Annotated in this window: 8 protein-coding genes; 5 read left to right on the top strand and 3 right to left on the bottom strand. The window is 72.0% G+C overall.

Annotated features, from left to right (window positions below):
• Window positions 1-19 precede the first annotated feature (19 nt).
• Genes NMK44_RS41105 through NMK44_RS41090 form a run of 4 tightly spaced genes read left to right on the top strand, consistent with a single transcriptional unit; the run spans window position 20 to window position 6,387 of the window.
• Window positions 20-487, top strand: a complete 468-nt coding sequence (locus NMK44_RS41105; protein WP_254753205.1) for a nuclear transport factor 2 family protein — start codon at window positions 20-22, stop codon at window positions 485-487.
• A gap of 35 nt (window positions 488-522) precedes the next feature.
• Window positions 523-1,953: an NAD(P)/FAD-dependent oxidoreductase gene (locus NMK44_RS41100; protein WP_254753203.1), complete on the top strand. Its 1,431-nt coding sequence runs from the start codon at window positions 523-525 to the stop codon at window positions 1,951-1,953.
• Window positions 1,950-5,984 carry a type I polyketide synthase gene (locus tag NMK44_RS41095; protein ID WP_254753201.1) on the top strand — a complete coding sequence of 1,345 codons (4,035 nt, stop codon included), beginning with the start codon at window positions 1,950-1,952 and terminating at the stop codon, window positions 5,982-5,984. The genes NMK44_RS41100 and NMK44_RS41095 overlap by 4 nt, the downstream gene beginning before the upstream one ends.
• 49 nt (window positions 5,985-6,033) lie before the next feature.
• Window positions 6,034-6,387, top strand: coding sequence for an acyl carrier protein (locus NMK44_RS41090; protein ID WP_254753199.1), 354 nt, complete (start codon window positions 6,034-6,036; stop codon window positions 6,385-6,387).
• A 105-nt stretch (window positions 6,388-6,492) separates the two neighbouring features.
• Here NMK44_RS41090 and NMK44_RS41085 read toward each other — a convergent pair whose 3' ends face one another.
• The gene (locus NMK44_RS41085) at window positions 6,493-7,752 is read right to left on the bottom strand and encodes a cytochrome P450 (protein ID WP_254753197.1); all 1,260 of its coding nucleotides are present in this window, start codon (window positions 7,750-7,752) and stop codon (window positions 6,493-6,495) included.
• 279 nt (window positions 7,753-8,031) lie between these two features.
• Here NMK44_RS41085 and NMK44_RS41080 point away from each other — a divergent pair, with 279 nt between their 5' ends.
• Window positions 8,032-8,901 carry an alpha/beta fold hydrolase gene (locus tag NMK44_RS41080; RefSeq protein ID WP_302889223.1) on the top strand — a complete coding sequence of 290 codons (870 nt, stop codon included), beginning with the start codon at window positions 8,032-8,034 and terminating at the stop codon, window positions 8,899-8,901.
• A gap of 67 nt (window positions 8,902-8,968) precedes the next feature.
• Here NMK44_RS41080 and NMK44_RS41075 read toward each other — a convergent pair whose 3' ends face one another.
• Both NMK44_RS41075 and NMK44_RS41070 read right to left on the bottom strand, forming a co-directional pair.
• The gene (locus NMK44_RS41075; RefSeq protein WP_254753194.1) at window positions 8,969-13,978 is read right to left on the bottom strand and encodes a type I polyketide synthase; all 5,010 of its coding nucleotides are present in this window, start codon (window positions 13,976-13,978) and stop codon (window positions 8,969-8,971) included.
• A 16-nt stretch (window positions 13,979-13,994) separates the two neighbouring features.
• Window positions 13,995-19,480: SDR family NAD(P)-dependent oxidoreductase (locus NMK44_RS41070; protein WP_254753192.1), on the bottom strand; the 5,486-nt coding region annotated here is incomplete at its 5' end.

Raw genomic sequence — 19,480 nt, 5'->3', positions numbered from 1 at the left:
ATCCGTACAGGAGGCGGCCATGGCCGATGAGGCGACCCTCAAGAAGATGGCGCTGGAGTACGCGGCGCGAATGAACGCGGGCGACGTCGAAGCCGTCCTGGAGCTGTTCTCGGACGACATCGTCTTCGAGGACCCGGTGGGCGCGCCCCCGCTGATCGGCAAGGACGCGCTGCGCGAACACATCGCCTGGTCCATCGAGTGCCAGGTGCACGAGACCCCGGGCCGCCCGGTCACCTCGATGGACGGACGGCGGGTGGCGGTGCCCACGACGGTCACGGTCCTGAAGCCGACCAAGCTGACCTTCAGCATCATCGGTGTGATCGAGCTGGGCGACGACGGACTGGTCCACCACGCCCAGGCGTTCTGGGGGATCACGGACACCAAGGTGGGCGACGGTCCCGAACTCACCGGTGTCGCCCACTTCATGGCCGTCACCCAGAACCTCGCGCAGATGGTCAACGCCAAGGGCAGCCCGAGCCGGACCTGACCGGCCGCAAGCGGTGAAGGGACACGAGCAGAACCATGACCGAACGGAAGCACGGAATCGTCTTGGGCGGAGGCTGGGCGGGGTTGCTGGCTGCCCATGTGCTGGCCCGCCACCTGGAGAGCGTCACCGTCGTGGAGCGCGATGTGCTGCCGGACGGGCCCCGGCACCGCAAGGGATCGCCACAGGCGCGCCACGTCCACGTGCTGTGGTCGAGCGGTGCGCGGATCGTCGACGCACTGCTGCCCGGCACGATCGACGGGCTGCTGGACGCGGGCGCCCGCCGGGTCGGCTTCCACCAGGACCTGGTGACCCTGACGTCCCACGGCTGGCAGCACCGCTTCCCGGCGCGGCAGTACGCCATCATGTGCACCCGGCCGTTCCTGGACTGGATGGTCCGTGACCGGATCCTGGCCGAGGGGCGGATATCGCTGCGGCAGCGCACCGAGATCCTCGATCTCGTCGGGGACGCCAAGCGGATCACCGGGGTGCGGCTGCGCGACATGGACGGCGGCGCCGTCGAGACCCTGGAAGCGGATGTGGTGATCGACGCGTCGGGGCGTGGCTCACGGCTGCGCCACTGGCTGTCGGCGCTGGAGCTGCCTCCGCTGGAGGAGGACGTGGTCGACGCGGGCATCGCGTACGCCACCCGGGTCTACCAGGCGCCGCCCGGCGCCGCCGCCGGGTTCCCCGCGGTCAACGTGGCGGCCGACCACCGGCTGCGCGAGCCGGGCCGCTTCGGAGTGGTGTACCCGCAGGAGGACGGCACCTGGATGGTGACGCTGTCCTGCACCCGCGGCGCCGGACTGCCCACGCAGGACGACGCCTTCCTGCCGTACGCGGAGAGTCTGCGCCATCCGCTGGTCGCCGATCTCATCAGCCGGGCGGAGCCGCTCACCTCGGTGGCCGTCTCCCGGGTCGGCGCCAACCGGCGGCTCTACCCGGAACGGCTGGAGGGCTGGCCGGAGGGGCTGCTCGTCCTCGGGGACGCGCTGGCCGCGTTCAATCCCATCTACGGCCACGGTCTGAGCGCCGCGGCACGGGCGGCCGACGCCCTGGACGGTGAGCTGCGGGAATCAGGAGCCGATCCCGCCGCCACCCACCGGGCCCAGCGAGCCATCAGCGCGGTGGTGGACGATCCGTGGATCATGGCCGCGTCCAAGGACGTGGAGTACGTCAACTGCCGGGTCAACGCGACCGATCCACGGCTGAGCGGCGGGGTGGCCGCGCGGCAGCGCTTCTCCGACCTCATCGCCGACCGCTCGATCCGCTCCTCGGCGGTGTGCGACGTGGTGACGGACGTCATCAGTCTGACCGCTCCGCAGTCCGAGCTGGCCTCCAGCCGGTTCCTGTCGCTGATGCACAAGGACCAGGTGCTCCCGGAGCTGACCGCACCACCGTTCACCCCCGAGGAGCTGGCGCTGGTCGACCTCAATCCACGGAGCACGGCGGGTGTGGGCGGCTCATGACGAACGAAGAGAAGCTCGTCGACTACCTCAAGTGGACGACGGCCGAACTCCACCGCACCAGGCAACAGCTCGAGGAGGCCCGCTCGGAGCGGCAGGAGCCGATCGCGATCGTGGGCATGGCCTGCCGGTTCCCCGGTGGTGTGCGCACCCCCGAACAACTGTGGGAGCTGGTGGCCGAGGGGCGGGACGCGGTCTCCGCCTTCCCCACCGACCGCGGCTGGGACCTGGAGAACCTCTACCACCCCGATCCCGGCCACCACGGCACCTCCATCGTGCGCGCGGGCGGCTTCGTGCGGGACGCCGCCGCGTTCGACGCGGGCTTCTTCGACATCGGCGACCGGGAGGCGGCGGCCATCGAGCCGCAGCAGCGGATGCTGCTGGAACTGGCCTGGGAGGCCGTGGAGAGCGCGGGTATCGCCCCGTCCACCCTGCGCGGCAGTTCCACCGGTGTGTACACCGGGGTGATGTACCACGACTACGCCTCCCGGCTGGACGAGATCCCCGAGGGTCTGCTGGGGCCGGTGGGCAACGGCAATGCCGGAAGCGTGTCGTCGGGACGGGTGGCGTTCACCCTGGGGCTCCAGGGCCCGGCGGTCACCCTGGACACCGCGTGCTCCTCATCGCTGGTGGCGATGCATCAGGCGGGGCAGGCGCTGCGCCAGGGGGACTGCACCCTGGCGCTGGCGGGCGGCGCGGCCGTCCTCTACACCGCGAGCGTGTTCCAGGTGGCCTCCAGCCAGCGGCAGCTCTCCCCCGATGTGCGGTGCAAGGCGTTCGCGGACGCCGCCGACGGCATGGTGTACGGCGAGGGTGCCGGACTCGTCCTGCTGGAACGGCTGTCGGACGCCCGGCGCAACGGCCACCGCGTGCTCGCGGTCATCCGCGGCTCGGCGGTCAACCAGGACGGCGCCAGCACCGGGATGGCCGCGCCCAACGGCCCGGCCCAACAGCAGCTCATCCGCGACGCGTTGAGCCGGGCCCGGCTGGCCACGGCCGATGTGGACGCGGTGGAGGCGCACGGCACCGGTACCGCGTTCGGCGACTCCATCGAACTCCAGGCGCTGCTGGCCACCTACGGTCAGGACCGGCCGGAGGACCGGCCGCTGCTGCTGGGCTCGGTGAAGTCGAACATCGGTCACACCCAGGCGGCCGCCGGTATGGCGGGGGTGATCAAGATGGTGATGGCGATGCGGCACGGTGTGCTGCCGGAGTCGCTGCACATCGACCGGCCCACCCGGCTGGTGAGCTGGCGCAAGGGCGCCGTGCGGCTGCTGACGGAGCGGACGGCGTGGCCGCGGATCGAGCGGGCGCGGCGGGCCGCGGTGTCCTCCTTCAGTGCGAGCGGCACCAATGCGCATGTGATCCTGGAGCAGCCGTCCCCCGATCCGGAGGAGACCGAGGCGGATGGCGCCACGGCGCCGTCGGCGGGTGTGGTGCCCTGGGTGCTGTCGGCGCGCAGCGCGGCCGCGCTGCGCGGCCAGGCGCGGGCGCTGGCCGCGCACACGGCCGCCGGCCCGGGTCCGTCACCGGTCGATGTGGGCTGGTCGCTGGCCACCACCCGCTCGGTGTTCGAGCACCGCGCGGTCGTGGTGGGGCACGGCCTCGACGAGCTGCGGGCGGGGCTCGGCGCGCTGGCCGACGACGAGCCGCATCCGGCCGTGGCCGGGCCGGGGCTGGTCGGTCCGGGCACGGCGGGCTCCGCCGGCAGGACGGTGTTCGTCTTCGGCGGCGAGGGTCCGGACCGTACCGGGGCCGGGGCGGAGCTGTACGAGCGCTTCCCGGTGTTCGCCGTGGCGTTCGACGAGGTCTGCGGTCTGCTCGGGGTGAAGGGCGGGCCGGGGGCCCTCGCTTCGCGGGCCGGGCTGTTCGCCCGGCATATCGCCGTGGCCCGGCTGCTGGAGTCACTGGGGCTGCGTCCGGACGCGGTGATGGGCCATGCCCTGGGCGAGATCGCCGCCGCGCATATCGCCGGTGTGCTGGATCTGCCCGACGCCTGCCGACTGGTCGCCGCCGACTCCCGCTCCGGGGTCCGTGGTGTGGTCTGTCAGCAGCCGGTCGTCCCGGTTCTGAGCGGGGTCACCGGCCGCCCCCTCGACGAACGCATCGCCACCGCCGACTACTGGGCACGGCGCGAGCGGCCCACCGGGCCGCCCCCAGGGGAGGACCCCATCGCCGCGCTGGAGGACGGATCCCTGGTGTGGGACCTGGGGCCCGAACCCCTGCCGTCGTCCGCCGCGGCCCTGTCGCCCTTCCACGGCGAAGGCTCCGAGATGCGGTCCCTGACCGATGTCCTGGCCCGGCTGCACACCGCGGGAATCACCGTCGACTGGACGGCGTTCTTCGGCAGCCTCCCCGCTCCCCGTACGGTCGAACTGCCCACCTACGCCTTCCAGGGCCGCCGCTTCTGGCTGGAGAACGAGACCCCGGAGGACGGACCGGCGGAAGTGGAGTCATGGGTCGACGGCGCGTTCTGGGACGCCGTGGACACCGGCGATCTCCCGGCGCTGACACGGTCCCTGGGTCTCCCGGCCGAACGTCACACCGCTCTGCGGGAGGTCCTTCCGGCCCTGGCGGCCTGGCGGCGGCAGCGTGATTGCCGCTTCCGCGTCGCTTGGAAGGCCCTGGCCGACGTGGTGGCACCGCGGCTGTCGGGCACCTGGCTCGTGGTGGTCTCCGACGAACCGTCGGCGGAGCCCGTGGCCATCGCCGTCGCGGACGCCCTGCGCGACCACGGCGCGGAGGTGGTCGTCTGCGCGGACGCCCTCGACGCCTTCTCCACGGCGGTCGGTTCCGGTCCCGGGCCGCTCGCGCAGGCCGTCGGCCGCCCGGTGGAGGGGGTGCTCTCCCTCCTCGCCGTGGACGGCGGACAGCCACCGGGCGACCACGGGCCGAGCCCCGCGCTCGCCCCCACGATCGGGCTGGTGGAGGCGCTGGAACGGGCCGGGGTCGGAGCCCCGGTGTGGATCGCCACCCGCGGCGGGGTGAGCGTGGACCGCGGGGACCCGGCGGTCCGGCCCGACCAGGCCCAGGTCTGGGCTCTGGGTGGCGCGCTGGCCGGTGAGCACCCCGGACTCCGGGGCGGACTGGTCGATCTCCCCCGGCGCTTCGACGAACGGGCCGGACGGCGGCTCGCCGGTGTGCTGACGGCGGCTCACGGCGAGGACGAGGTGGCCGTACGCGCCGACAGCAGCCTCGCGCGGCGTCTGGTCCGGAACACCCCCGGACACCGCGCACCGGGCGACTGGACGGTGCGCGGCACGGTGCTGATCACCGGCGCGGACACCCCGTTGGGCGCGGACACGGCCCGTTGGGCGGCGCGCGCGGGCGCCGGGCATCTGCTGCTCATCGGTACCGCGGCGCCCGCCGACGGCCTGGTGGCCGAGGTGACCGCCTCGGGTGTCGGGGTGTCCGTGGCCGCCGTGGATCCGGCGGACGCCGACGCCCTCGCCACCGCCGTCGCCGATATCCCGCGGGAGTGCCCGCTGACCGCCGTCCTGCATCTGACCGCGCCGCTCGGCGAGGCGGCGGGACCGCTGGACCCGGCGCGGATCACCGATGAGTGGCCGGTCACGGTGGCCGGGGCGGCGAACCTGTGTGCGCTCGCCCGGACCACCGAACTGTCGGCCCTGGTGCTCTGCTCCTCGGCCGTGGGGGTCCTGCCCGTACCCGGACTCGGCAACCAGGCCCCGGCCCACGCTCATCTGCACGCGCTCGCCGAGGAGTTGCGGGCGCGCGGAGTGCCGGCGGTGTCGGTGTGCTGGGGTGCGCTCGACGGCCCCGGCACGGCCCCTGAGATCGCCCGGCGGCTGCGCGGCCACGGGATGTCGGCGCTGCCCGCGCACTCCGCGGCCGCGCTGCTGCGACAGGCGGTCGAGGCGGACGCGGAGGCCCTGGTCCTCGCGGACCTCGACGAGAAATGGCTCACGGCACAGGCTTCGGAACGGGGAACGGATCGGCTCTTCGATGACGTTTCCGGCCTTCAGCCCCCATCAGGCGGGAGATCCCATGGACGTACCCAGCGCAGTCAATGACCACGCCACCGGCGACGCCACCGCATCCCGACGAACGAACGGATCCGCCATGCACACGGACAGCAGCGAGAAGGACAACAGCACGACCGAACTCGACGGTGCGGCGCTGCACCAGGCGCTCTCCATCGCCACTCCGCAGGAGCGTGAGGACATCCTGCGGGAGACCGTCCGGACACAGCTCGCCGACATCCTGGCTCCCCAGCCGATCGACGGTGACAGCAACTTCCTGGAGAACGGTCTGACCTCGCTCACCGCACTGGAGCTCACCCGCAACCTCATGACCCTGACCGACGTGGAGATCCCCCTCGTCGCCATCCTCGAGTACCCCACCCCCGCCCAGCTGGGTCACTATCTGGCCGAGGCATACACGGCGGTCAACTCCGGTGACGGCGCCACGGCGTAGCCGGGCGGCCCATGACGAGGACGCCGCGTGGACGGGGAGCGATCCCCTTCCACGCGGCGTCCTCGTGTTCGCCACGCGCGCGCCCGGTGCGCCGCCCCGGAGCCGTCAGAACGTGCAGTCCACGTGTTTGATGGCCTCCACGAAGCTGGCCACCAGCCGCCGGGGCGCACCGACGGTGCGGATCTCCGGGAGCCGGGCGAAGAGCTCCCGGAAGAGCACGGTGACCTCCATCCGGGCGAGGTGGGCGCCCAGGCAGAAGTGCGGGCCCACGGATCCGAAGCTCATATGGGGATTGGGGTCACGGGTGATGTCGAACCGGTAGGGGTCGGTGAAGACCTCCTCGTCCCGGTTGGCGGACCAGTAGAAGAGCAGCAGTTTGTCGCCCTCCGTGAACCGGTTGCCGTTCACCTCGCAGTCGCGGGTGACAGTGCGGCGCATCCAGTTGATGGGGGTGGCGACCCGCAGGATCTCCTCCACCGCGCCGGGGGCGTACTTGTCGAAGTCGGAGAGCAGGAGTTCACGCTGCTCGGGGTGTTCGGTCAGCAGCACCAGACCGCGGGAGATGGCGTTGCGGGTGGTCTCCATTCCGGCCACGACGAGCAGGATGAAGAAGGAGGAGAGTTCCTCGGGGCTCAGCCGCTCACCGTCGATCTGCGCCTGCACCAGCCGGGTGACCAGGTCCCCGGTGGGGTTGCGGGTCCGGTCCGCGGCGAGCCGGGAGATGTAGTCCGCGAGTTCGTGCGAGGTCTTCAGCAGGGCGGCCGTCGCCTGGTCCGGACGCGGTACGTATTCGGGGTCGAACGTTCCGACGATGACGTTGGACCGGTCGTAGATGAACTCGTAGTCGTCACGGGGAATTCCCATCATCCCGCTGAGCACGGCGATGGGCATGATCGCGGCGACCTTGCGGACGAAGTCGCCCGGACCCTCCGCGATCAGATCGTCGACGATCCGTCGTGCCGCCTTGTGCGAGGCGACCTCGAACTCCGCCGCCATTCCGCGGCCGAACGCACGGGAGACCAGCCGCCGCAGGCGGGCGTGCTGAGGATTGTCCATATTGATCATCGAACCGAAGAAGCTGTTGAACTCCTCCGGCAGGTCGACGATGCTGATCGCGGTGGGGAGGGAGCCGAAATCCTGCGGCCGCCGGCTCACCTCGGCGATATCGGCGTGCCGCACCATCGCGTGGTAGCCGGAACCGTGGGCGAACCCCGGCATGGCCGGCTCATGGAAGAGGACAGGCTCCGGCCTCCGGCGCAGCGCCGCGAAGGCCGCGTCGCGATCGCCGTACGGTCGGGCCCAGAAGGACAAGTCGGTGAGGTCGATGTTCTCGACACGGGCGAACCTGGAATCCGGGGGATACACGGCGCCTCACTTCAGGCTCGGAGTCTACGGTCGGCAATCGGCACGAATCGCCCGACGGGGTCCCGGATACGGCGGAATTGACGTCCGCTTTCACGGATGCCCCTTGCGGCATATCCTTTGCGGCGCCGACAGAATGCCAAGCGGTCCCCGGCCTCTCCTGAGCTCAGGCGATCCAGCTCAGGGCAAGTGTCCCGCGCCGTCCTTAAGTGCCCCTAATCCGCGCGGACATCACATCCTCAGCCCTCGAAAGAGGTTCTGACGGCGGGCTAGAATTTCCTCATGGATCTTTCCGTGCCCGTAACCGACGATGTGACATTGCATTTCCGGCACCGGCCGGGAACCGCATCGCTCCCCTTCCTCCTGGTACACGGCATGGCCTCCAGCGCCCGGCTGTGGGACGAGGTCGCCGATCATCTGGCCGCCGCGGGGCATCCGGTGTACGCGGTCGATCTGCGGGGCCATGGGGAGTCCGACACTCCTGAGGAGGGGTACGACACTCCGACGGCGGTGGCCGACCTGGTGGCGGCCACCGCCGCCCTCGGTCTCGGCCGGGTGGTCGTCGCCGGACACTCCTGGGGCGGCAACGTCTCCGTCCGGCTGGCCGCCGAGCACCCCGGACTCGTCGCCGCGCTCGCCCTGGTCGACGGCGGCTGGCTCGAACCGGCCAAGACCTTCAACTCCTGGGAGGCGTTCACCGGCGCGCTGCGTCCGGCCTCTCTGGACGGCGCCACCGTGCAGAGCGTCACCGACTACTTCCGCGCCATCCACCCCGACTGGTCCCCCGCCGCCATCGACGCCGCGGTGGCCACCATGCGCGTCAACCCGGACGGTTCGCTGTCCCGGCGCATGTCCATCGAACAGCACATGTCGATCCTGCGGAGCATCTGGAACGAACCGCCGGGGCCCTGGTACGCGGCCGTCGAGGCACCCACCCTGCTGATGCCCGCCATCCCCAAGGGAGCGGACCCGCGGTGGGCGGAGCGCATCCGCTCGCGCATCCTCACCACCACGGCGGAGCTGCGCGACGCCACCATGCGGGAGTACCCCGACTCCGAACACGACCTCCACGCCCAGCATCCCAAGCGGGTGGCCGACGATCTGCTCGAGCTCGCCCGTACGGCGGGGCAGGCGGCCCCCACCACGAGGTAACCGTCGCGCGTGACCCCCGTACGGCGGCGCCGTACGGGGGTCATGTGTTCTGTCGCGCTCCGGCCGGTCAGGCTCCCAGCTCACGGTCGAGGAGCGCGAACATCTCATCGGCGGTCGCCGCGGTGAGGTCGTCACCGTCCACCGGCTCGTCGCCGGGCGCGTCCGCGGTGTCGGTGTACTTCCACAGCAGGGCCTGCAACCGGTTCACCAGGCCAGCGCGGCGCGGATCCCCGGCGGTGAGACCGGCCAGCGCCGTCTCCAGTCCTTCGACGTGTCCGAGCGCGGGGTGGTCCGTCGCCGACTCCTCCGGGAGCACATGCGCCAGCAGATGGCCGGCCAGCGCGTCCGGTGTCGGATAGTCGAAGACCACCGTCGTGGACAGGCGCAGCCCGGTGGCGGCACGCAGCCGGTTGCGGAGCTCGACCGCGGCGATGGAGTCGAACCCCAACTCCTTGAAAGGGCGGTCCGGTTCGACCGCCTCCGGCGACGGATAGTGGAGGACGGCCGCCACATGGGAGCGGACGAGCGCCAGCAGCCTCCCGGACCGCTCCTCCCCGGGCAACGCGGCCACTTCCTGACGCAGGGCGGCCGCCTCGTCACCACCGCCGTCGGCGGGGTCGTCTCCGGAACCCACCGCCTGACGGGCGGCCGGTATCCCGTCGAACAGCCTGCTCGTCCTGGCCAGGGTGAAGAGGGATACGAACCGCTCCCAGCCGATATCGGCGACGACCAGGGCGGGGTCGCGGTGGTCGAGAGCCTGACGCAGCGCCGTCAGCGCGAGCCGGGGCTCCAGGGGGGCCAGCCCCTGCCGCCGGGAACGCTCGGTGTGTACGCCCAGGGCATCGCCCTGTCCCTCCAGGTCGGTACGGCCTTCGTCCTTCGGATCCCACGCCAGATCCCACAGGCCCCAGGCGAGGGACACCGTGGACCGGCCCTCGGCGCGGGCCCGCTGTGCCAGCGCGTCGAGGAAGGCGGCGGCGGCCGCGTAGGCACCGTGGTCCTTGCTGCCCCATGCGGTGGCGACGGTGGAGAAGTGGACCACGGTGTCAGTGGCCTCCAGGCCGCAGAGCTCGGCCAGCCACGGTGCGGTGTCCGCCAGTTGGCCGGAGACCCCGGCGGCCAGCCGTTCCGGTGTGAGGTCCAGCAGCGCGGTCAGTTCGGCGGAGGCCGCGGTGTGGACGACGGTGCGGACACGGTCACCCGACGCGGAGAGCTCCTCGACCAGCCGGACCACACCGTCCCGGTCGGCGGGTGCGCAGTCGGCGACGGTCAGCCGTGCGCCGAGCGCGGCGAGTTCCGCCGTCAGTTCGGCGGTGCCGGGTCCGTTGCCCCGGGCGGGGCCGAGCAGCACCACATGCCGTGCCCCCTCGGTGGCCGTCCAGCGGGCGACATGGGCGGCGGGGCCGTCGGCGTCGCCCGTGATGAGCACGGTGTCGCCGGGTGTCCAGGACCGCTCCGGCACACCGCTCCCGACCGGGGCGGGCACCAGCCTGCGGCCGAACGCTCCCTCGGCGCGCAGCGCCACCTGGTCCTCGCCGGTCCCCGCGGCGAGGACACCGCGCAGCCGCTCGGGAACCACCTCGTCGGGGGAGACGGGCAGATCCAGCAGCCCGCCCCACACCTCGGGCAGTTCGAGTGCCGCCACCCTGCCCAGGCCCCATAGCTGGGCCTGCGCCGGATGGTCCAGCGGGTCACCGTCGCCGGTGGAGACGGCGCCACGGGTGGCGCACCACAGCGGTGCGTCGAGAGCCGCCTCCGCGAGGGCCTGGAGCAGGGTGAGGGTGCCGGTGAGCCCGGACGCCACCTCGACGGCGGGCTCGCCTTCCTTGTCGTCGAGGGCCAGCAGCGACAGCACTCCCGCCGGCGGTCGCGCCATATCGGCGCGTACGGAGCGCAGCAGTTCCGTGAGGGTCTGCCGGTCGACGGTGTCTGGCACCTCCAGCCGGTGCACCGTGGCCCCGTCGGCGCTCAACGCCCCGGCGCACACCTCGGCCCATCCCTCGGCGCGGCCCTCCGGGCGGATCAGCAGCCAGGGGCCGATGTCAGCCGGATCCGTGTGGTCCAGCGGCTGCCAGGTGAGGCGGTAGCGCCAGGAGTCCACGGTGGAGCGCTCCCCCCGCGACCGCCGCCACTGCGAGAGCGCGGGCAGAACCTCTCCCAGTGCGGAGCGGTGACCGCCGTCCGCGGTGAGGCTCAGCGTCTCGCCGAGCGCGTCCAGATCACCGCCCTCGACGGCGGCCCAGAAGCGCGACTCGTCCTCGTCGGCCGTGACCGCGGTGTCGAACGACACCGAGTCGGGCAGCCAGTAACGCTCCCGCTGAAAGGCATAGGTGGGCAGGTCGACGGTGCGGGGTGTCCCCGCGCCGGACGGCCAGAGCGTGGTCCAGTCGACGGCCGCCCCGGCGGTGTACGCCTGGGCGAGCGACTGCGCCAGCTGCGTCCTGCCGCCGTGGTCCCGGCGGAGCGTGGGGACGGTGACGGCTTCGCTCCCCGCCTCCTCGAAGGTCTCCTGCATGCCGACGGTCAGTACGGGGTGGGTGCTGGCCTCGATGAACAGCCGGTGACCATCGGCGAGGAGGGCCGCCACGGCATCGGCGAACCGCACCGGCTCCCGCAGATTGGTCACCCAGTAGCCGGTGTCGAGCGCCGTGGTGTCGAGGCGGCCGCCGCTGACCGTCGAGTAGAAGGCCACGGTGGACGTGGTCGGCCGGATCCCGGCCAGCACCTCCCGCAGCTCATCGGCGATCTCATCCACCTGGGGGCTGTGCGAGGCGTAGTCCACCTCGATCAGCCGAGCCCGGTCACCGTTGTCCTGGCACCCGGTCACGGCACGGGCGACCTGTCCGGGCGGACCGGAAATCACCGTGGAGGCCGGTCCGTTGACGGCGGCCACCCCGACATCGGTCGCGTCGTCACCCAGCCGGGTGAGCAGGTCGGTGACCTGCTCCCGGCTCAGGCCGAGGGAGGCCATGGCGCCGCCACCGGCGAGCCGTCGCAGGGCCTTGCTCCGCTCGGCCACGACCTTGGCACCGTCGTCCAACGACAACGCGCCCGCGACCACCGCCGCCGCGATCTCACCCTGGCTATGACCCACCACCGCAGCGGGTTTCACCCCATGCCCCGCCCAGACCGCGGCGAGTGACACCATCACCGCCCACAACACCGGCTGCACCACATCGACCCGACCGAGGTCCGCGGCACCCTCGACCCCCCGCAGCACCTCCGTCAACGACCAGTCCACATAGGGACCGAGAGCACGTTCACACTCGGCCACCCGCTCAGCGAAGACCGGCGAGACATCGAGCAGCCCGGCACCCATCCCCACCCACTGCGAACCCTGACCCGGGAACACCAGCACCGGCCCCAGGTCCATGGAGTGCGCGGAACGGCCGGGGTGGATCACACCTGGATGGGCCTCCCCCGCGGCCAGCGCCTCCACGGCCGCGAGGAGTTGGTCCCGGTCCTCACCCAGCACCACGGCCCGGTGATCGAGCACCGACCGGGTGGTGGTCAGCGACCAGCCGACCTCGGATGCCGTCAGCCGGGGATCGGCGACGGTGTGGGCCGCGAGCGCGGCCGCCTGGCCGCACAGGGCCCGCTGACCACGCGCCGACAGCACCCACGGCAGCACACCGGGCATCGCGCCGTCCGTCGGCTCGACCGGCTCCTCGAGCTCGTCCTCGTCCGGTGCCGGTGCCTGTTCCACGATCAGATGGGCGTTGGTACCGCTGATGCCGAAGGAGGAAACGCCCGCGCGGCGCGGCCGCTCATCCTGTGGCCATGCCACCGGTTCGGTCAGCAGCCGCACCCCGCCACCGTCCCACTCCACATGCGGCGTCGGTTCGTCGATGTGCAGGGTGACCGGCAGCCGTTCGTGCCGGAGGGCCATCACCATCTTGATCACGCCCGCCACCCCGGCCGCCGCCTGGGCGTGTCCGATGTTGGACTTGAGCGAGCCCAGCCACAGTGGCCGGTCCTCGGGACGGTCCCGCCCGTATGTGGCCAGCAGTGCCTGGGCCTCGATGGGGTCGCCCAGGGAGGTCCCGGTGCCATGGGCCTCCACCGCGTCCACCTGGTCGGGCGCGAGCCGTGCGTTCGCGAGTGCCTGCCGGATCACCCGCTCCTGTGAGACGTCGTTGGGTGCGGTGAGCCCGTTGCTGGCGCCGTCCTGGTTGACGGCCGAGCCACGGATGACCGCGAGCACGCGGTGGCCGTTGCGCCGGGCGTCCGACAACCGCTCCAGCAGCACCAGCCCGACACCTTCGGAGAAACCGGTGCCGTCCGCGCCCGCCGCGAAGGACTTGCAGCGTCCGTCGGGAGCGAGTCCGCGCTGCCGGGAGAACTCGGCGAACGCGGTCGGGGTGGTGAGTGCGGTGACACCGCCCGCGAGCGCGAGTTCGCATTCGCCCTGCCGCAGCGCCTGGCACGCCAGGTGCATGGCGACGAGCGACGACGAACACGCGGTGTCCACCGTGACCGCCGGGCCCTCCAGACCGAAGGTGTAGGCCACACGGCCCGATACCACGGAGGTCAGGCTGCCGGTGGTGGCGTAGCCCTCGAACCCCTCGGGCACATGGGGCATCCGGGACAGATAGTCCTGGCTGGAGACACCCGCGTACACACCGGTGGGGGTGCCCCTCATCGCCGTCGGATCGATGCCCGCGCGCTCGAACAGCTCCCAGGAGACCTCCAGCAGAAGCCGCTGCTGGGGGTCCATGGCCAGCGCTTCCCGCGGGCTGATGCCGAAGAAGCCGGCGTCGAAGCGATCGGCGTCACGCAGGAACCCGCCGTGCCGGACGTAGCTGGTGCCCGGGTGGTCGGGGTCCGGGTGGTAGAGCCCCTCCAGGTCCCAGCCGCGGTCGGTGGGAAACCCGCTGATCCCGTCGCCGCCGGAGGAGACCAGCTCCCACAGCTCCTCCGGGCAGCTCACCCCGCCCGGATAGCGGCAGGCCATGCTCACCACGGCCAGCGGCTCCTGGGACCGTTCCTCGACCTCCCGCAGCCGCTGGCGAGCCTGTCCGAGATCCACCGTGACCCGGCGCAGATACTGGCGGAGCTTGTCTTCCGTACCCGACATCAGTCCTCACTCGCGGTCAAGAGGGCAGTTCCCTGTCGATGAACTCGAACAACTCGTCGTCCGACGCGGACTCGAGGGCACCGTCGTCCACGGTGTGTCCGGCGGTGGTCTCGGCGGAGCCGTCGGTCAGCCGCCACAGCAGCGTCTCCAGGCGTTTGGCCAGCCTGCCGCGCGCCTCGTCGTCGGGGGCGAACGCGGCCATCGCCGCCTCCAGCCTCTCCAGCTCGCCGAAGACGGGTGCCGGGGGTGCCTCCCCCTCGGGGCAGAGTTGCCCGCGCAACTCCCCGGCAATGGCCGACGGGGTGGGGTGCCGGAAGACGAAGGTGGCGGGCAGTCGCAGTCCGGTGTCCGCCGAGAGGCGGTTGCGCAGTTCGACGGCGGTCAGCGAGTCGAATCCCATGTCCTTGAACGGGGTGTCGCCGGACACCGCCCCGATGTCGCTGTGGCCGAGGACGGCTGCCGCCTGGGTACGGACGAGCGTGAGCAGGACGTGGTGCTGCTCCTCCGGCGGAAGCCCGGCGAGCCGGCTGACCAGACCGGCCGCGGGACGTCCGGTGGCGGCGGTGCGCCGGGGGGCCGTCCCGTCGGCGACAAGGGCCCGGAGCAGTGCGGGCAGGGTGTCGGCGGGCTGCGCGGCCAGGGTGCGTACGTCCAGATGGACGGCGGCGGGCTGCGGGTCGCCGTGCCAGCACGCGGCGTCCAGCAGTTCCAGGGCCTGTTCGCCGGGCATCGCCGCGATCCCGGAGCGTGCCATCCGGGCGAGGTCGGTCTCGGCGAGGTGTCCGGTCATACCGCTGGCGTCGGCCCACAGTCCCCATGCCACGGACACCCCGGGCAGTCCACTGGCCTGCCGGTGCGCGGCCAACGCGTCACAGAAGGCATTGGCCGCCGCGTAGTTGGCCTGACCCGGGCTGCCCATCACACCGGCTGCCGAGGAGAACATCACGAACATCCCCAACCGCAGATGCTCGGTGGCGGCGTGCAGATGAGCCGCGGCCGTCGCCTTCGCCGCCCACACCCGAGCCACCTGTTCCGGTGTCTGCGAGGTGATGAGGCCATCGTCCAGCACACCCGCCGCATGGATGACCCCGGTCAGCGGATGCGCCGGATCAACGCCCGCCACCAGCTCCCTGACCGCCTCGGCATCGGTGACGTCCGCGGCGACGATCCGTACCTCGGCGCCCAGTTCCTCGAGGTGGGCCATCAGTTCCTTCGCACCGGGCGCGTCGGGACCACCGCGGCTCACCAGGAGCAGATGGCCGATGTTCCACGCCCGGACGAGGTGTTCGGCGACGAGCCCGCCGAGGGTGCCGGTGCCACCGGTGATCAGAACGGTCCCATCGGGGTCCACCGGCGCGGGAACGTCCAGCACCAGCTTGCCCGTGTGCCTGGCCTGACTGAGGCACCGCAGCGCCTCCTGCGCCCGGCTGAGCGGCCATGAACGCACCGGAAGCGGCTCCAGGGCCCCGGCCTCGAAGAGCCGGGTCAACTCCTGCCACATGCGGTGGATGAGGTCCGGACCCGCGCCCGTGATCAGGTCGTAGACGCGATAGCTCACACCGGGGTGGGTGGCCGCGATCAGATCCGGGTCGCGGAGGTCGGTCTTGCCCATCTCCAGCAGCCGGCCGCCGTCGGCGAGCAGCCGCAGCGACGCGTCGATGAACTCCCCGGTGAGGCTGTTGAGCACCACATCCACACCGCGTCCGCCGGTGGCTTCGCGCAGGGTGCCCTCGAAGTCCAGGTCACGGGAGGAGGCGCGGTGCGCGGCGTCGATACCCATGGACTCCAGCACCGGATGTTTGCCGGGTCCGGCGGTCGCATAGATCTCCGCGCCCAGATGACGGGCGATCCGCACGGCCGCCGTTCCCACACCACCGGTCGCGGCATGGATCAGCACCGATTCATCCGCACCGAGACCGCCCAGTTCGACCAGCCCGTACCAAGCGGTCAGATACGCCACGGGAGCGGCGGCCGCCTGCTGGAAGCTCCAGCCGGCCGGAATCGGCGCGACGAGCCGGGCATCCGTGACCGCCAACGGACCGAAGGACTGGTCCAGGACGCCCATGACCCGGTCGCCCACGGCGACACCGGTGACGTCCGGGCCGGTGGCGACCACCACTCCGGCGCCCTCACCGCCGAGACCGGTCTGCCCGGGCACCATGCCGAGACTCACCAGCACATCCCGGAAGTTGACCCCGGCGGCGTGAACGGCGACGCGCACCTGTCCGGCCTCCAGGGGCTCCAGCACCTCCGGACAGGCCACCGGGGCCACGTTCTCCAGCGTCGCGGTGCCCGCGGTGTCCAGCCGCCAGGCCGCCGGCTGGCGGACCGGGCCCACCAGCCCGGCGCCTCCCGCACCGGCGCGGACGAGGCGTGGCACCAGCACCCGGCCCGCCCGCAGGGCCAGTTGGGGTTCGTCCGCCCGCAGGGCTCCCGCCACGGCGGATCGGACGGATTCGTCATGCGTACCGGTGTTCCCGGCGTCGTGGTCGAGATCCACGAGAAGGAAACGCCCGGGGTTCTCGGACTGGGCGCTGCGGAGGAGACCCCAGAGCGCGGCGGCTGCCGCGTCCACGGGGCCGCCGCCGGTCGTATCCCCCACGGGGCCGTTCACCGCGACGGCGCCCCGCGTCAGCACCGCGAGCCGTGCGTCGGCAAGCCGCGGTTCGGCCAGCCAGTCCCGCACCAGTTCCACGGTGCGCTGTGCGAGCGCCAGCCCCTCGGCAGCCGCCCGTGGGGCGTCGTCGCCGATGCCCGGCGCGTGGCCGTATGTGCGATGGGGCAGCACATCGGCAAGAACCACCGACGGTACGGGCCCACCGCTGTCGAGGGCCGCGATCAGCGCCGCCAGGTCCACGTGGCCGTCGGGGCCGAGGACGGCCCAGTCATCGGCCCCGGCCACCGCCTCATCGGTCTCCGGAGCGGGGGGCAGCACGGTCCAGTCGACGGTGAACAGGCTGTCGGCGCGGGATGAGTGCGCCATCCGCAGCTGGTCGGCGCCGGCAGGCCGCATGGCCACCGAGTCGACCGTCAGCACCGGAGCGCCGATGGCATCGGCCACGGTCATCCGCAGTCCGCGTTCACCCTCCACGGTCTGCGGGCGGGGGGAGAGCCGGACCCGTACGGTCGTCGCCCCGGCGGCCCACAGCGCGACACCGTTCCAGGCGAAGGGCAACCACACCTGGTTGTCACCCGGCTCGATGCCATGGTCATCGGTGCCGGCGGTGTCATCGGTGTCGAGCTGGTCGATGAGCAGGGCCGGATGCAGGGCCGCGTCCAGCAGGGCCGGGTGGATGCCGAATCCGGCCGGGTCCCCCGCGGTCTCGGGCAGCGTCACTTCGGCGAGCACATCGGAACCGTCCCGCCATACGGCACGCAGCCCCTGGAACGACGGCCCGTACGCGTATCCCGAGGCCGCCACCCGCTCGTAGAACCCGTCCACGTCGAGCGGGTGCGCACCCGCCGGCGGCCACGCCGCGTCCAGCCCCGGCGCCTCGTCCGCACCGTCCGCGGGCGGGCTCAGCACACCCTCCGCGTGGCAGACCCATCCGGTGTCCGCCCCGGTGGTGTCATCGGGGCGGGAGTAGACCTGTGCCTCGCGGCGGCCGTCGGCACCGCTCGCGCCCACGACCACCTGGACGCGCAGCGCGCCCGACTCCGGCAGGACCAGCGGGACCTGGAGCGCCAGCTCCTCCACCCCGCCACAGCCGACCTCGTCCGCGGCCCGCAGCATCCACTCGGCCAGCGCGGCTCCCGGCGCCAGCACGGTGCCCGCCACCACATGGTCGCCGAGCCAGGTGCTCGTGCGTGCGGAGATCCGGCCGGTCAGCACATGGCTGCTGCCGTCGGCCAGTTCCACGGCGGCGCCCAGCAGCGGATGTCCGGCGGAGGTCAGACCGAGATCGGTGGGATCGCCCGCCCGGCCGCCACGGCTGTCCAGCCAGTAGCGCTCACGCTGGAAGGCGTAGGTGGGGAGTTCCACCACCCGCGGAGGCGGTGAGACCGGGAAGAGGGACGTCCAGTCGACGTCGATCCCGGCGATGAACGCCTCACCGAGTGAGCGCACCAACTGCTCCCGGCCGCCGTGGTCACGGCGCAGCGTCGGCACCGTCACCGCCTCGACACCGGTCGCCTCGAAGGTCTCCTGCATCCCCAGGGTCAGTACGGGATGGGTACTGGTCTCGATGAACACCCGGTGGCCATCGGTCAGCAGCGCCTCGACGGTGCCGGCGAACCGCACCCGCTCGCGCAGATTGCGCACCCAGTAGGCGGTGTCCAGGGTGGCGGTGTCGACCGGACCGCCACTCACCGTCGAGTAGAACACCGTGCCCGAACCGGTGGTGCCGACCGGGCTGATGCCGTCCAGCACACGCATCAGTTCGTCATGGATCTCGTCGACCTGAGGGCCGTGCGAGGCGTAGTCCACCTCGATCAGCCGCGCCCGCTCGCCACTCTCCTCACAGGCCGCCACCACGGCTGCCACCTGCTCGGGTGGACCTGACACCACGGTGGAAGCGGGTCCGTTGACCGCGGCGGTGCCCACACCGGCGGCCCGGCCGGACAACGCCGAGAGCAGGTCGGCGGCCTCGTCCTGGCTCAGGCCGAGGGAGGCCATGGCGCCGCCACCGGCGAGCCGTCGCAGGGCCTTGCTCCGCTCGGCCACAACCTTGGCACCGTCGTCCAACGACAACGCACCCGCGACCACCGCCGCCGCGATCTCACCCTGGCTATGACCCACCACCGCAGCGGGTTTCACTCCATGCCCCGCCCAGACCGCGGCCAGTGACACCATCACCGCCCACAACACCGGCTGCACCACATCGACCCGACCGAGGTCCGCGGCACCCTCGACCCCCCGCAACACCTCCGTCAACGACCAGTCCACATAGGGACCGAGAGCACGTTCACACTCGGCCACCCGCTCAGCGAACACCGGCGACGCCTCCAGCAGCCCGGCACCCATCCCCACCCACTGCGAACCCTGACCCGGGAACACCAGCACCGGGCCGGTGTCGTTCATGGTCACCGTGGCTCCGGACAGCGCCGCACCCGCCTCCGGCTCACCGGTGGCCAGCGCCCGCACCGCCGCGATCAGCTCCTCGTGGTCCTCGCCCTGGACCACCGCGCGATGTTCGAACACGGAACGTGTGGTGATCAGCGACCAGCCGATCTCGACGGGAGTGGCTTCGGTGTCATCCTCGTATCGCGCCACCAGTGCTGTGGCCTGGGCGTGCAGGGCTTCGGGAGTACGGGCGGAGAGGACCCACGGCACAACTCCCAACGGATCCGATGCAGTTGTGTCTGCCTGTGCCGTTGGCTCTTCCGGGGTGTGTTCCAGGATCAGATGGGCGTTGGTACCGGAGGCACCGAAGGAGGACACACCCACCCGACGCGGACGATCCGACACAGGCCACTCAACAGCCTCCGTCAACAACCGAACCGCACCACTGCCCCAATCCACATGCGGCGTCGGCTCATCAATATGCAACGACGCAGGAAGCA

The sequence above is a fragment of the Streptomyces cucumeris genome (assembly GCF_024295805.1).
Lineage (GTDB): Bacteria > Actinomycetota > Actinomycetes > Streptomycetales > Streptomycetaceae > Streptomyces > Streptomyces cucumeris.
The sequence above is the reverse complement of the archived record's forward strand: the minus strand, read 5'-3'. Positions and strand labels throughout refer to the sequence as shown.

What these genes read in the sequence shown, in the direction of transcription:
- NMK44_RS41105 (WP_254753205.1), top strand. Translation starts at nt 20, where the DNA reads ATGGCCGATGAGGCGACCCTCAAGAAGATGGCGCTGGAGTACGCGGCG.
- NMK44_RS41100 (WP_254753203.1), top strand. Translation starts at nt 523, where the DNA reads ATGACCGAACGGAAGCACGGAATCGTCTTGGGCGGAGGCTGGGCGGGG.
- NMK44_RS41095 (WP_254753201.1), top strand. Translation starts at nt 1,950, where the DNA reads ATGACGAACGAAGAGAAGCTCGTCGACTACCTCAAGTGGACGACGGCC.
- NMK44_RS41090 (WP_254753199.1), top strand. Translation starts at nt 6,034, where the DNA reads ATGCACACGGACAGCAGCGAGAAGGACAACAGCACGACCGAACTCGAC.
- NMK44_RS41080 (WP_302889223.1), top strand. Translation starts at nt 8,032, where the DNA reads ATGGATCTTTCCGTGCCCGTAACCGACGATGTGACATTGCATTTCCGG.
- NMK44_RS41075 (WP_254753194.1), bottom strand. Translation starts at nt 13,978, where the DNA reads ATGTCGGGTACGGAAGACAAGCTCCGCCAGTATCTGCGCCGGGTCACG.